The 14,238-nt window shown below is 45.6% G+C and carries 11 protein-coding genes and 1 pseudogene; 10 read left to right on the top strand and 2 right to left on the bottom strand.

The window, feature by feature from the left end:
* Positions 1-79: 79 nt before the first annotated feature.
* From queA to yajC, 3 genes are read left to right on the top strand one after another with little or no spacing between them, the layout of a single operon-like run.
* Complete coding sequence (gene queA, locus M3N64_RS00825; protein ID WP_249095448.1) at positions 80-1,126, top strand: tRNA preQ1(34) S-adenosylmethionine ribosyltransferase-isomerase QueA; 1,047 nt, start codon at positions 80-82, stop codon at positions 1,124-1,126.
* Entirely contained in the window at positions 1,123-2,265 is a 1,143-nt protein-coding gene (tgt, locus tag M3N64_RS00820; protein WP_249095421.1) for a tRNA guanosine(34) transglycosylase Tgt, read from the top strand. Before queA ends, tgt begins: the two co-directional genes overlap by 4 nt.
* 34 nt (positions 2,266-2,299) lie before the next feature.
* A complete protein-coding gene (gene yajC / locus M3N64_RS00815; RefSeq protein WP_438270985.1) occupies positions 2,300-2,590 on the top strand; it encodes a preprotein translocase subunit YajC in 291 nt (96 codons plus the stop codon).
* A gap of 210 nt (positions 2,591-2,800) precedes the next feature.
* On the opposite strand, the gene M3N64_RS00810 is transcribed toward yajC, so the two are convergent.
* Positions 2,801-3,181 (bottom strand): TIGR04086 family membrane protein, encoded by a 381-nt coding sequence (locus M3N64_RS00810; protein ID WP_249095381.1) that lies wholly within the window; start codon positions 3,179-3,181, stop codon positions 2,801-2,803.
* 181 nt (positions 3,182-3,362) lie between these two features.
* On the opposite strand from M3N64_RS00810, the gene M3N64_RS00805 reads away from it, so the two are divergent.
* Positions 3,363-3,875, top strand: a complete 513-nt coding sequence (locus tag M3N64_RS00805) for a YetF domain-containing protein (protein WP_249095378.1) — start codon at positions 3,363-3,365, stop codon at positions 3,873-3,875.
* Positions 3,876-3,877: 2 nt separating this feature from the next.
* On the opposite strand, the gene spoVB is transcribed toward M3N64_RS00805, so the two are convergent.
* On the bottom strand, positions 3,878-5,431 hold the full coding sequence (spoVB, locus tag M3N64_RS00800; RefSeq protein WP_249095376.1) for a stage V sporulation protein B: 1,554 nt from the start codon (positions 5,429-5,431) through the stop codon (positions 3,878-3,880).
* Positions 5,432-5,757: 326 nt separating this feature from the next.
* Here spoVB and M3N64_RS00795 point away from each other — a divergent pair, with 326 nt between their 5' ends.
* The 6 genes and pseudogenes from M3N64_RS00795 (at position 5,758) to M3N64_RS00770 (ending at position 14,235) form a co-directional block, all read left to right on the top strand.
* Complete coding sequence (locus M3N64_RS00795) at positions 5,758-6,051, top strand: post-transcriptional regulator (protein WP_249095344.1); 294 nt, start codon at positions 5,758-5,760, stop codon at positions 6,049-6,051.
* A 70-nt stretch (positions 6,052-6,121) separates the two neighbouring features.
* Positions 6,122-8,366: pseudogene (gene secD / locus M3N64_RS00790) on the top strand (protein translocase subunit SecD).
* Positions 8,367-8,386: 20 nt separating this feature from the next.
* Positions 8,387-8,731 (top strand): lipopolysaccharide assembly protein LapA domain-containing protein, encoded by a 345-nt coding sequence (locus tag M3N64_RS00785; RefSeq protein ID WP_249095342.1) that lies wholly within the window; start codon positions 8,387-8,389, stop codon positions 8,729-8,731.
* A gap of 51 nt (positions 8,732-8,782) precedes the next feature.
* Positions 8,783-11,113 carry a single-stranded-DNA-specific exonuclease RecJ gene (gene recJ / locus M3N64_RS00780; RefSeq protein ID WP_249095337.1) on the top strand — a complete coding sequence of 777 codons (2,331 nt, stop codon included), beginning with the start codon at positions 8,783-8,785 and terminating at the stop codon, positions 11,111-11,113.
* A gap of 69 nt (positions 11,114-11,182) precedes the next feature.
* Positions 11,183-11,695 (top strand): adenine phosphoribosyltransferase, encoded by a 513-nt coding sequence (locus tag M3N64_RS00775; protein ID WP_249095334.1) that lies wholly within the window; start codon positions 11,183-11,185, stop codon positions 11,693-11,695.
* 362 nt (positions 11,696-12,057) lie between these two features.
* Positions 12,058-14,235: a RelA/SpoT family protein gene (locus M3N64_RS00770; protein WP_249095331.1), complete on the top strand. Its 2,178-nt coding sequence runs from the start codon at positions 12,058-12,060 to the stop codon at positions 14,233-14,235.
* The last annotated feature ends 3 nt before the right edge of the window (positions 14,236-14,238 follow it).

Raw genomic sequence — 14,238 nt, 5'->3', positions numbered from 1 at the left:
CTTCGCCCCAGTCCACATTGGCGAAAGTAAGTTTTCTAACATTTGAAGTTTAGATATAGGTATGAAAGAGAGTGCGCATATGGATGTTTCAGATTTTGATTACGAATTGCCCGAAGAACTGATTGCACAGACACCGCTTAAAGATCGTGCTGCTTCACGATTAATGGTACTGAATCCGAATAAAGACCGGATCGCACATCACACGTTCAGCGAAATTATTGACTATTTAAATCCCGGTGACTGCCTGGTACTTAATGACACAAAAGTTCTGCCCGCACGTCTGATTGGTCACAAGGAAGAGACCGGTGCCAAAATTGAGCTGCTGCTGCTGAAGCAAAAAGAGGGAGATTCTTGGGAGTGCCTTGCCAAACCTGCGAAAAGAGTGCATCAAGGTGCACGAATTTCGTTTGGTGATGGGCTGCTCATTGGCGAGTGTACGGAAGAATTGGATGAAGGCAGGCGTATCGTTACATTCAGCTATAAAGGAATTTTTTATGAAGTATTGGATACACTTGGCAAAATGCCACTTCCGCCGTACATAAAGGAACAGCTGGATGACCCGAATTTGTATCAGACAGTTTATGCAAAACACCGCGGTTCTGCTGCCGCTCCGACTGCCGGTCTGCATTTCACAAAAGAACTGCTTGCTCAGATTGAAAAGAAGGGCATTCATCTTGTATTTATCACGTTACATGTCGGACTCGGAACTTTCCGTCCGGTCAAAGTGGATAAGATTGAGGAGCATACGATGCATTCGGAGTTCTATCAGATGTCTGCTCAGGCAGCAAAACAGCTGACCAGGGCACGTACTGCAGGCAATCGTATTATTGCCTGCGGGACTACGGTTATCCGGACTTTGGAGACGATTGCAGCCAAATATGACGGAATGTTTCAGGAGGCATCCGGATGGACAGATATTTTTATCTATCCAGGATTCAAATATCGTGCCATCGATGGAATGATTACCAATTTTCATCTGCCCAAGTCGACGCTGATTATGCTGGTCAGCGCGTTTGCCGGACGTGACTTCGTTTTGAAAGCATATCGCGAAGCTGTGAAAAACAGGTATCGTTTTTTCAGTTTTGGCGACGCTATGTTTATTGAGGAAGGAATTAATCGTTTATGAAACCTGCAGTCACTTATGAATTAATTAAGACGGATAAGCATACCGGTGCACGTTTCGGCAGACTGCACACACCGCACGGAACGTTCGAGACGCCGATGTTTATGCCGGTTGGGACACAGGCCACTGTAAAAACAATGAGTCCTGAAGAACTCAAAGAAATGGGTGCGGGTGTGATATTGAGCAATACGTACCACCTCTGGCTTCGTCCCGGTGAGGCCATTGTTGAGGAAGCGGGCGGCCTGCATCGGTTTATGAACTGGGATCAGGGGATTTTGACCGATTCTGGTGGATTTCAGGTATTCAGCTTAAGTAAATTGCGAGACATTTCCGAAGAAGGCGTTCACTTTCGTAATCATTTAAATGGAGAAAAATTATTTTTATCTCCCGAGAAATCTATTGCGATCCAGAATGCGCTTGGGTCAGACATTATGATGGCATTTGACGAATGTCCACCGTTTGATTCAGATTTCGACTATATGAAAACCTCAGTTGAGCGGACAAGTCGTTGGGCGGAACGCTGCCTGGCCGCAAACATCAATCCAGAGCGTCAGGCTTTGTTTGGGATTGTTCAGGGCGGAGGATACAGGGAACTGCGTAAACAGTCTGCAGAAGCTTTGACATCGCTTGATTTTCCCGGTTACGCAATTGGTGGTTTATCAGTTGGCGAACCGAAGGACACCATGAATGAGATGCTTAGCTATACGACTCCGATGCTTCCGTCAGACAAGCCGCGCTATTTAATGGGCGTTGGTTCACCTGATTCACTCATTGACGGGGCGATTCGTGGTATTGATATGTTTGACTGCGTTCTGCCGACCCGGATTGCCCGTAACGGAACCTGCATGACCGAACACGGACGGCTGGTGATCCGCAATGCAAAGTATGCCCATGATTTCGGCCCAATTGATGCATCGTGTGATTGCAAGGTATGCCAGAACTATTCACGTGCTTATATTCGACATCTTGTAAAAGCAAACGAAACATTTGGATTTCGGTTAACTACTTATCATAACCTTTATTTTCTGATAAAATTAATGAAGCGTGTCCGATCTGCAATCAAAGAAGATCGGTTGCTCGATTTCAGAGAGGAATTCTTTGAAGCTTATGGTTTTAACAAACCGGATGCGAAAAATTTTTAGTGTATAGAAGGGAAGAAGTTCATTGAGTAGTCTCATGCAGTTTTTGCCGTTACTTATCTTCGTTGTGATTTTCTATTTCTTGCTTATTCGTCCGCAGCAGAAAAGGTCTAAGGAAACAAGAGAAATGCAGGCTGCGCTGGCAAAGGGCGACAAGGTTGTAACGGTTGGCGGTCTTCAAGGTACGGTTGATGCAATTGATGATCAGACAGTTGTGCTTCGTGCAGGTGGAAGTAAGCTGACATTTGAACGTAATGCCATCCGCGGTGTTCTGAAAAAAACAAATGTGCCTGAACCTGCCGTTGCAGAAGAAAACGAAAAAAAATAATGATTCAAACAAAGCGGCCGATAAAACGGCCGCTTTGTTCATGCTGTAAGGAACAGAAAGACTCATGGCGTTGCTCCTTGCTGATCTCAGATGATCCAATACATACCCTGCTTGTCTGCAAAAAGGCAAGTTATTATCCGGCATCTCTTCCGGGAAAAGGGATGGAAAACGTCTTTTCATCCTGTAAATACCAAATCAGTCACCATCATTCTAGTGCCTTGCCGCTGCAAAGAGATTAACGCCAATCGCACCTCCAAGCGAAGCAGATGCAATATTGGCAATGAAAAACAGGTACTGATTGAGGCCGGGAGCCTGATCAAGGCCGAGATATTGAAAAAACAGGCTGAACAAGCAATAAGCAAGACCGGTGATTGCGCCGATCAACAGCCCTTTTTCTTTTGTTTTTGATCCGGCGATGACGCCGCCGATAAAAAGCGCAACCAGAGATATGACAATTGGCAGTATAGATCCATTCGATTCGGCGAACGAAGTAAATCGCAGCAGTGAAGCAAGCAGAAGAGCAGAAGCCAGTACAATGACAATTGCGGCAGTCATTCCATAAGTGACTGCACTCAGCCAGTTTCGTGACATATATGACACCTCCGAACAGTATTTTGGGCAGTAACCGCCATGGCCCAGCGGCCATTTGAACGATTGGATAGTCCATTTTATTCGTACAATCCTGAATTCATGACACCTGTTTGATTCATGAAATCATCAGCTTTGCTCATAATAACAGGAGAACGTCAGGAACCTGGAGTGGGGGAGCAGAATGGAAACATCGGTTGTTCGGACGATATGTCTTGTATTGCTTGTGATGCTTGGCTTTAGAAAAGTGATGCGCGCAAAGCTCTCTGAGCAGACGGGTGCAGATCTTGTCCTGCTTCTTTCATCGTCGGCTCTTGCAACTGCTGCGGTACTTATGCCTGAAAAACCGCTGCTGCCTATCCTCGTACCGCTTATGCTGCTTATCCTGATTGATCGATCCCGCCTCTGGATAGATCATTTTATTTCCCACGGCTCGTCTTATGAGCCTCTGCCTCACTATGTGAAACAAGCGAAGAAAAAGGAGACAGAAAAAGAAGTGTACATGCCTAGATCCGGGTTAGCACTGATTGAAAAAGGAAAGGTGCGAAACGATAATCTGGCACGGATTGGAAAAACACAATTCTGGCTCAGGCGGGAATTAAGAAAATTCGGTTATCGGAACATTCGTCAGGTCAATTATTTAACAATTGATGCACTTGGCAACTTTTATATGGATCTCAATCAATTTATGCACTGAGATTAGCTGAACCATTTTCCAATCATCGGAAGCTGACTCAGCTGTTCTTTTTGCAGCAGACCAAGGAAAGAGGCGAGAACTGTATAAAAAGCAGTGATGACGGCAATCAGAGCCATTGTTCTGGGCAGCAGCGCCAGCGTGATGAAGGCATGCTGAATCAACAGGCGCGCGATAAATGCTGTAAACAGAATTAATATCAGTGTGCGGATATAATCACGGATAATCAGTGAAAAGCCGATTGCATGAAACATAACTGCAGCATGGAGCATTGTGACGAGGACGACGTTGATGCAAATTGCGAGCGCAGTGCCTTTAATACCAAACTCCGGGCTGCAGGTCAGAATAAAAAGCAGAATATTTTTGATGATCGCTCCGATCAGCGTGTTATACATTGCAGCTTTTGCCTTATCAACCGCCTGAAGAACGGCATGCATCGGTGCCTGAAAATAAAAAATGAGAAAAAAAGGTGCCATTATATGAAGAAACTGCGAGGCTTCCGGCGCGTCATAAATAATGTCCATTAGAGGTTCAGCAAATGAATAAGTAACAATAACGGAGAGCCCGCCGGTTAGCATGGCAATGCGCAGCGCCTGATTCAATCGATAATGAATCATTTTGTATGACTTCCTTGCATAGGCTTCGCTGGCAGCGGGGACTAGTGATACATGAAGTGCATGAGTAATAAAACTAGGCAGAAGCAGCAGTGTCATCGCATACCCTGTCAGTTGTCCGTACAGCTTCGTCGATTCCGCGATTGAAAAACCCGCAATGACAAGTGCATGGGAAGCAATCATCGGTTCAAGAAAGTTACTTAACGAACCGATCAGCCTGCTTCCCATGGTCGGTAAACCAATACGAAGAAGATCCCGAAAAATTTCGCGCGTTCCTTTAAGTGACCGCCTTCGCGGTCCTTTTAACTTGATTCCTTCATCGTGTTTAAAAATGTAAAGCATATAAAGCAGTGAGGCGCATTCTCCGGCAGAACCGGCAACCATTGCTCCTGCAGCTGCATAGGCAACACCGTAGGGCATTAATAAGTTCGCAAGAGTTGCGACAAGAGAAATGCGGACAACCTGTTCGACAATTCCTGAATACGCGTAGGGCTTCATATTACGGATCCCTTGGAAATAGCCGCGAATAACAGAACTGACTGCAACGATCGGAATCACGGGTGTAATGGCGAGTAAAGGGTAAACGACACGCGTGTCGGCAAACAGATATTTTGCTGACAAAGGAATGACCAGAAGCATGGTCGTGGTCAGTACAACACTGACCAAACCGACAATAGAAAGCGACCAGACAAGGATGAGCTTAATCTTTCGATAGTTGCCGAATGTCTGAGCTTCCGCAATGAGTTTGGAGATGGCGACTGGCAAACCGAGTTCAGTCAGCGTGACCACAAGGAGCATCGCAGGGAAAGCCATCATGAACAGACCGACCCCTTCGTCGCCGATTACCCGTGCCAGAACCATGCCATTAATCATACCTAGTATCCGGGTGATCAATCCGGCAGTCATTAATATAAAAGAACCCTTTAAAAAAGATTGTCGTGTCATAATCGGCCCCCCTTCACTGTTTAGTCGTAGCCATGACGGTGGATGGTTCCGCGGCCATAGTGAAGTATATGCATGAAAGGGGTCCAAGCATGACAAGCAGTTTGTGCTTCTTCGGCAGTGAATGAAAACTTAAGAGGGATCGTATTATCACATCATGTTAGAGGCGGAAACGAGTATTCACAGTGTTTTTGGGCGGACTGGCGAAAAATGAGCTCGAAAAACAGTGGCTGAGTTTTAACGATACCAGGAAAAAAGTCGAGTACTTGATTTTGTGTTTCGTATTCGTTCACAAATATGCTATTATAAGCTTTATGGGAGGAATCGAAATGCCGGATGAATTGTATAGCAACGATCTGGAAAAGTGGCGGCCGATTATTAAGCCGTTTTTGGATAGCAAATTAGATGAATTTCATTTGCTTGGTCTGAATCACTTGAAAATGGATGAATTCTGGCAATTTGTGAAAGCTTCTTTAGAAAAAAAGAAAGAGGACAGGCCGGGTCGACTGCATGAAGTGGTGGCTGCTGTCATGGCACTGACGGTAAACGATTACATGGACAAATTGCGTGTTGATCTGTTTAAAAGCGGTGCAAATGAAATGGACAGTACATTCCTCGGATAACGAACGGCTGCAGGGACATGCTTTCGCTTTGCGCGAAAGCTGCATTAAGAGAAGGGAGCAGACTTGGATAATGGTTAAAAAAGGACCGATTTTTTCCTTTTTTGCACTTATAATTGTGCTGGGGGTCATCATAGGTTTTGCGGTTAATCCTATCATACATAAAGTGAATCTTGGACTTGACTTGAAGGGCGGTTTCGAGGTGCTCTATCAGGTTGAACCGCTGAAGTCAGGTCAGAAAATTGATCAGGCGGCAATGAGCAACGCAGTAGCGGCAATCAATAAACGTATCAATGTGCTTGGGGTAAGCGAACCAAACATATCGATCGAAAATGGTCATCGAATCCGCGTTCAGTTGCCGGGGGTCAAAAATGAAAAGCAGGCACGTCAATTGCTTTCAACAACGGCAAAACTGGAATTTCGCGATTACAAGGACCGGCTGATGATGGACGGAACGGATCTGAAACCGGGGAAAGCCAAAGTAGCATACGATGAAATGAACAAGCCAATGGTCACGCTGCAGCTGAAGGATCCTAAGAAATTTGCCAATGTGACCAAAAAAATTGCAGGTTACTATCCGAATAACGTACTGGTCATTTGGATGGACTACAGTAAGGGCGATTCCTTTGCCAAAGAAGCAAAGAAAACCGATCATAAGTTTATTTCCGCTCCGACTGTGCAGCAGGAATTAAACACATCGGATGTTGAGATAAGCGGCAGCTTCACAACCAAAGAAGCCACCACGCTGAAAGATCTTCTGAATTCCGGTTCGCTACCTGTACGACTTGTTGAAAAATATTCGACATCGGTCGGCGCGCAGTTTGGGCAGGATTCGATGAAGGAAACAATTTATGCAGGTGCGCTTGCGGTCGCCGCCATTATGTTGTTTATGATTTTCTTCTATCGTTTAGGCGGCTTAATTGCGGACATCACTCTGGTTATTTATGTGGCGGCCGTTATGGCGGTTTTCGTTGGTTTGCAGGCAGTGCTCACACTGCCCGGGATTGCTGCGATGATTCTTGGCGTCGGCATGGCAGTCGATGCCAATATCATTACGCTTGAACGAATTAAAGATGAACTGCGCAGCGGAAAATCGGTGCTTTCCGCCTTTAAAGCGGGAAACCACCGGGCATTGCCTACAGTTGTCGATGCGAACATGACGACGATTATTGCGGCAGCCGTGCTGTTTGTGCTTGGTGTCAGTGCGGTTAAAGGATTTGCCGTCATGCTGCTGATCAGTAATATTGTTACATTTATAACCTCTGTATACGGTGCACGTCTGCTGCTCGGTCTTCTGGTCCACAGCCGCGCGTTAAACGATCATCCATGGCTGTTTGGCGTTCGAAGGAGTGATATCCGTGGAAATGAATGAAAAAATGAACTATAAGCATTACAATAAATTTTATGATCGCTTCGATTTTATGAAGCATCGAAATATATTCTTTGCTATTTCGATTGCTTTGATCATCATTGGTATCCTATCGCTTTTTGTCTTCAGATTGAATCTGGGCATTGATTTTTCAAGCGGCACACGTGTTGATGTGCAAAGTAAGCAGGCGATTTCAGTAGAAAAGGTGGATCAGGCTTTTCGTGTGATGGGTTACACGCCTGAGCGCCCGGTATTGTCGGGGACTCATAATAATATCGCAACCGTGCGGATTAATCAGGAATTGAACCAGCATCAGATTGCTGAAATTAAAAGCAAGATAAAAGATCAATTCGGTGTAGAACCGAATGTCAGCACGGTATCGCCGCAGGTCGGCCGGGATCTTGCAAAGAACGGGCTGCTTGCCCTTGCGCTGGCGTCAATTTTTATCATCATTTACGTGTGGATTCGGTTTGAATTTCTTCAGGGATTGACTGCAGTCCTGGCGTTGATTCATGATGCGTTCTTTATTGTTACGGTTTTCAGCCTTTTGCACATTGAAGTCGATATTCTGTTTATTTCAGCGATATTGACGATCGTCGGTTACTCGATCAATGACACGATTGTAACCTTTGACCGAGTACGCGAAAATATCAAGCTGAGCAGAAAACGCTTGTCAACGATTGAGGAATTCGGATTTATTGTGAATCTGAGCATTCGCGAAACGCTGACACGTTCGCTAAATACTGTGCTGACCGTTTTGATTCCAGTTGTGCTGCTGCTGATTTTCGGTAGTGAATCAATTCGGACCTTTACGATTGCTCTGTTTGTCGGTCTGATCTGTGGTGTCTATTCTTCAATCTGCATCGCCTGTCCTCTGTGGGCAGTACTGAAGGTCCGTTATCTTGAAAAACGAAAGCAAAAAAGAACTCTGCAGACGACTCAAGGCTAACTAATTGGAGGTGCTGACAGATGACGAAGCAATGGAGAATACTTCTCGTTTTGATTTTTATCTTAATCGTCGTTCTGTTTTCCATAGCAAATGTGGAAACCGTTGGATTCAGCTATCTCTTCGGTGTAGTCCGGTTGCCGCTTATTCTCATCATTATCAGTTCGCTTATCATCGGTGCTTTGCTGATCGGTTCTTTCACCTATCCATCCATCTATAGGCAGCGGCGCCGCATCGGTAAACTGGAACGCGAAGTGGACCGAATGATTGAACTGCATCCTGAGGACTCTGACCGGTTGAACATTGCAGCCAGTGGCGAAGAACCGCAAAACAGTGAAACACGCAGCGCACGCAGGTCGAAAAAATAAAACAATCCGGCTGAGCGAGGAACCGGCAATTTTAGGGAGGCGCAAAGACGGATGTTGAAACCAGAATATTACTGGAAAGTAAAAAAAACAGATGATGAAAAAGTGCAGCGACTGTGTCAGTCGCTGCATATTTCTGCAACCACGGCACATCTGCTGGTTGCCAGAGGCTTTGAGCAGGCTGAGGACGCAAAGCGTTTCATGGATTGCCGTTTATTAACATTCTATGATTCTATGAAAATGAAAGGCATGCCCGAAGCGGTTGCCCGGATTCACAAAGCAGTGGAAAATGAGGAGCATATTCGAATTTTTGGTGATTATGATGCGGACGGTGTGACATCGACGGCCATTCTGGCGCGGACTCTGAACGTGATGGGGGCCTCTGTGACAACGTATATTCCCAATCGCTTTAAAAACGGATACGGTCCGAACGCAGCAGCTGTCGAACAGGCCAAAAAAGATGGCATTTCTTTGATCATTACTGTTGATTCAGGGATCGCGGCACATGACGCAGCTGAGTGCGCTGCAAGAATGGGTATTGACTACATTATTACCGACCATCATGAACCACCGGAGCATCTGCCGGATGCCTCGATCATTGTTAATCCGAAACAGACGGACTGTTCATATCCATTCAAGGGGTTATCCGGGGCAGGTATCGCGCTGAAGCTTGCTCAGGCGCTTTGTCCTAGGGATTCTTTTGAAGAGGACTGGATTGCGCTCGCAGCCATTGGAACGATTGCCGACCTGGTACCGTTGGTTGATGAGAATCGGCTGATTGCCTATCGCGGTTTGAAAAAAATAAACGAAGGCTCGCTCCCGGGTATCGATGCGTTGAAAACGAAAACTTCAGGCGGGGGAAACGTTGACAGCGATGTGATCGGTTTTCAGCTGGCTCCACGAATCAATGCTGCCGGAAGACTGGATGATGCGCGGGCGGCACTTGAATTACTGCTGACAGAATCAAGTGACGAGGCAGCGCAATTAGCCGATCATCTTGATGCGCTGAATCAGGAACGACGGTCCATTGTCGACCAAATTGCAAAAGAGGCAGATGAACAGGCGGCCTATTATATACATCGCGGAGATAAGGCACTTGTTTTGGCAGGGAAAAACTGGAACCAGGGTGTAATCGGTATTGCTGCTTCCAAAATAGTCGGTAAATATTACCGACCGGTTGTCATTCTCAGTGTGGATGAACGTGCAGGCACAGCAAAGGGGTCAGGGCGCAGCATTGAAGGTTTCAACTTATACCAGGGATTAAAGGATTGTGCAGAACATGTGCTTCAATTTGGCGGACATCAAATGGCTGCCGGTCTGACCGTAGCGGAAAGTGAAATTGATGATTTTCGCATGGCTTTTGCTGCAGCGGCGGAACGTATGCTTCAGCCTGAGGATCTTGTCCCGACCTTAATGATTGACGGTTCTGTTTCGGTTGACGCGCTTTCGGTTGATTTAATGGATGAGCTCAATGCGCTTGCACCATATGGTACCAGTAATCCACGACCGCTGCTGCAGGTCAATCCGGCACCGATTGCGAAAATCAGTGCGGTTGGTAATGACAAAAAGCACTTAAAGCTTTCTTTAAAAGGCGACAATCAAACACTGGATGCAATTGGATTCGGCTTGGGTGAACGATTGGCACAAATTTCACCGAGCGACCAAATTTCAGTGGCCTGTGAACTCGGTATTAATGAATGGAACGGCTTCAGACGCGTGCAGTTATTTATTCGGGATCTTCGCGTTGACGGCATCCAGGTCTATGACTGGCGGTCGGCGCACGACTTCCAGGATCGAATCAGAGCGCTTATGGCTGAATCCGTTCCCATGCTTGCCTTTCAGCAAGAAACAGAGACTTATTTTCGCCTTGCAGAGGGATCCGTGCAGCATTATGAACCGGGCACTAATATTCACGCTGATGCAGTGGCATTTCTGGATCTGCCTGGTGAAGAGAAGATTATGGCTGATTTTCTGGCAGAAAATCAGCACCTGAGCCGGTTTTACTGCATTTTTTATCATTCGCAAAACCATTATTTCTCAGTTTTTCCGGAACGGGAGCATTTCGTGTGGTACTACGCGCTGATCCGTCAGCGGCAATCTTTCGAACTGCGCACCATGATTCGGCAAATTGCTGGATATAAAGGATGGAGCGAACACTTAATTTCTTTAATGACGCAGGTGTTTTTTGAACTTGGTTTTGTTAAAATAGAGAAGGGTTTTTTAACGATTAATCCTGCTGCAGCCAAAACGTCGCTGACTGAATCTGAAACGTACCGGAGGGAGAAAACACAGCGTGAGCTGGAGGCAGCCTTATGCTACTCTCCTGTCGGCGAACTGAAGCAGCGGCTCATCGGTTACATGAAAACCAGTGCGGAAACCCTTTAATACATATTGGACTTTGGTTTTGGAGGAGAACAAACAGGAATTCATTGAAGAACGGAGCGGAAACGAAGCATGGATTACGCAAAATATATTAAATCGGTTCTGGACTTTCCAACGGCCGGTATCAATTTCAGAGACATTACTTCCCTATTGGAGGAAGGACCTGTCTACCATTCGGCAATTGACGAGATGGCTGCTTTTGCAAAAAATAAGAATGCTGAAGTTGTTGTGGGCCCGGAGGCCCGCGGGTTTGTTATTGGCGGTCCGCTTGCTTATTCGCTTGGGATCGGCTTTGTTCCGGTGCGCAAACCCGGCAAACTTCCACGGGAAGTAGAGACAGTTTCCTATGAAAAAGAATACGGAATCGATACTTTATGTATTCATAAAGATTCGATCAGATCGGGGCAGCGCGTCATTGTGACCGATGATTTACTGGCGACCGGCGGTACGATTGAAGCGACAATTAAGTTAGTGAAGAAATTAGGCGGAGTTATTGTCGGCGTTTCTTTTCTCATTGAATTAACCGAGCTTGGCGGTTCTGATCTTTTGAAAGATTACGACGTTCTGTCTTTGATTAAATATTAAAGGCGTATGGAGTGCCAGAGTTAAGGCACTCTTTTTTTACTCTTGAATTTACATTTTAAGTGCGACGGCGTTTTTGCCTTTACCAGAGGATTGGCAAAACCAGGTTTTCTAACACGCTGGAAGTCTGGACCATGAGGTTTGCCTTTTCTCTGAATGGGAAGAATAACCATAAACTCTTTACAATAAGCGCAGTTTCTTTGATAATGTTCTTAAAGCGAGGATCATGTCAACGGCACCATTGGTACCGGCTTCAGTTTTTTTGTTTATTCATAGTTTCATATTTATCTGAATAATTAAATTCAATATCTTCGAAGATTGATTTTGACAGCGGAAGTGGGGACCGGCTTGCAGGTGATCATACAATGACGATGGAAGAACTGATCCGGAAAGCATCGACTTATTTAGATGAAAAAGACATAGAACTCATCCGCAAGGCCTATAGGTTTGCGGATCAGGCACATAAGGGACAAGTCCGCAAATCGGGAGAACCTTATATCACGCATCCGATTGAGGTGGCCGGCATCCTCGTCAATTTAAAAATGGATGTCACGACGATCATCAGCGGTTTTCTTCATGATGTCGTTGAAGACACGCTGATTACACTTCAGGACATTCGTGAGGAATTCGGAGACAGTGTTGCCGAGCTTGTTGACGGTGTTACAAAACTGAGAAATTTTGAATATACGTCAAAAGAAGATCAGCAGGCGGAGAACCACCGGAAAATGTTTGTCGCAATGGCGCGGGACTTGCGCTGTGTGATCGTAAAGCTGGCCGACCGTCTGCATAATATGCGCACTCTGAAATATATGCGTCCTGAAAAACAAATTCAAAAGGCGAATGAGACACTGGAAATTTACGCGCCACTTGCCAACCGGCTTGGTATTTCAGCAATCAAATGGGAGCTTGAGGACATATCGCTGCGTTATCTGAAAACGCAGCAGTATTACAAAATCGTTAACTTAATGAAACAGAAGCGTGATGAACGTGAGGCATATATCGCTCAGGTTGTTGATGAAGTGAAACAGTATGTCCGTTCAGTTCATATTGATGCGGAAGTGTCGGGACGTCCGAAGCATATATACAGCATTTATCGCAAAATGGTGAATCAGCATAAGCAATTCAATGAGATTTATGATTTATTTGCCGTTCGAATTATTGTGCAATCGATCAAGGACTGCTATGCGATACTGGGCATCATCCATACACACTGGAAACCGATGCCCGGTCGTTTTAAAGACTATATAGCAATGCCTAAGGCAAACATGTACCAATCACTTCATACAACGGTGATCGGACCGAAGGGAGATCCGCTTGAAGTACAGATCCGTACCGAAGAAATGCATGATGTTGCTGAATACGGAATCGCCGCTCACTGGGCATATAAAGAAGGAAAGTCACGAAACATTAACAATAAATTTGAAGACAAGCTGACCTGGTTCCGCGAGATTCTTGAGTATCAGAATGAGACCGATGATGCAAAAGAATTCATGGAATCACTGAAAATGGATTTGTTTTCAGACACCGTCTTTGTCTTTACCCCGAAGGGAGACGTGATTGAACTTCCCGTCGGATCGGTGCCGATTGATTTTGCATATCGTATTCATACGGAAATCGGCCATAAGACGGTCGGTGCACGTGTAAACGGGAAAATGGTTCCGCTTGATTACAAACTGAAAACGGGAGATATTGTCGAGGTGATGACCTCCAACCACTCCTATGGCCCAAGTCGTGACTGGCTCAAGATCGCTCAAAGTTCGGCGGTGAAAAACAAAATCAGGCAATGGTTTAAACGTCAGCAGCGTCAGGAAAATGTGGCCAAGGGCCGCGAATTGCTGGAGAAGGAATGCCGCAGTCAGAATTTGAGCCTTAAAGATAACCTGAGTGAAGAAAAAATTAATGCTGTTGCAAAAAAATTCAACTTTTCCCACGAAAATGAATTGTTTGCGGCAATTGGCTATAACGGAATTACTGCAAAGCAGGTAGTGACTCGCCTGACTGAGGATGAGCACAGGCACTCAGAAGAATCCGAAGCAGATGAGAAGATCAAGCAGGTAAACGAGAATCGTTCCAATACGAATACGCATCGAAAAACGTCGCTTGGCGTACGCGTCAAAGGTGTAGACAATCTGCTTGTCCGTCTTGCGCGATGCTGCAATCCTGTGCCTGGCGATGCGATTGTCGGCTACATCACGCGCGGCCGGGGCGTCACGATCCATCGTGTGGATTGTCCGAATATTATTCATGAAGAAGAGCAGCGCCTGATGAAAGTCGAGTGGGAAAACAATGAATCAAAGGCCAAGGAATATAATGTTGATATTGAAATAACCGGATATGATCGAAACGGATTGCTTAATGAAGTACTTCAATGCGTTTCGGATTCGCATACAGCGATTAATGGCATTTCCGGCCGTGCAGATAAGAATAAGGTAGCCACAATTCATATGACGATTGCTATTACGAACATTGATCATCTGTATCGCGTTGTTGAGAAAATCAAGCGGATCCCGGATATTTATTCCGTCCGCCGTGTCATGCAGTAAAGG

It is taken from the genome of Sporolactobacillus mangiferae, assembly GCF_023336505.1.
Lineage (GTDB): Bacteria > Bacillota > Bacilli > Bacillales > Sporolactobacillaceae > Sporolactobacillus > Sporolactobacillus mangiferae.
This window is presented reverse-complemented; position numbering and strand designations above follow the sequence as displayed.

What these genes read in the sequence shown, in the direction of transcription:
- M3N64_RS00795 (WP_249095344.1), top strand. Translation starts at nt 5,758, where the DNA reads ATGCCGGATGAATTGTATAGCAACGATCTGGAAAAGTGGCGGCCGATT.
- M3N64_RS00805 (WP_249095378.1), top strand. Translation starts at nt 3,363, where the DNA reads ATGGAAACATCGGTTGTTCGGACGATATGTCTTGTATTGCTTGTGATG.
- yajC (WP_438270985.1), top strand. Translation starts at nt 2,300, where the DNA reads ATGCAGTTTTTGCCGTTACTTATCTTCGTTGTGATTTTCTATTTCTTG.
- queA (WP_249095448.1), top strand. Translation starts at nt 80, where the DNA reads ATGGATGTTTCAGATTTTGATTACGAATTGCCCGAAGAACTGATTGCA.
- M3N64_RS00775 (WP_249095334.1), top strand. Translation starts at nt 11,183, where the DNA reads ATGGATTACGCAAAATATATTAAATCGGTTCTGGACTTTCCAACGGCC.
- recJ (WP_249095337.1), top strand. Translation starts at nt 8,783, where the DNA reads ATGTTGAAACCAGAATATTACTGGAAAGTAAAAAAAACAGATGATGAA.
- tgt (WP_249095421.1), top strand. Translation starts at nt 1,123, where the DNA reads ATGAAACCTGCAGTCACTTATGAATTAATTAAGACGGATAAGCATACC.
- M3N64_RS00810 (WP_249095381.1), bottom strand. Translation starts at nt 3,181, where the DNA reads ATGTCACGAAACTGGCTGAGTGCAGTCACTTATGGAATGACTGCCGCA.
- M3N64_RS00770 (WP_249095331.1), top strand. Translation starts at nt 12,058, where the DNA reads ATGACGATGGAAGAACTGATCCGGAAAGCATCGACTTATTTAGATGAA.
- M3N64_RS00785 (WP_249095342.1), top strand. Translation starts at nt 8,387, where the DNA reads ATGACGAAGCAATGGAGAATACTTCTCGTTTTGATTTTTATCTTAATC.
- spoVB (WP_249095376.1), bottom strand. Translation starts at nt 5,431, where the DNA reads ATGACACGACAATCTTTTTTAAAGGGTTCTTTTATATTAATGACTGCC.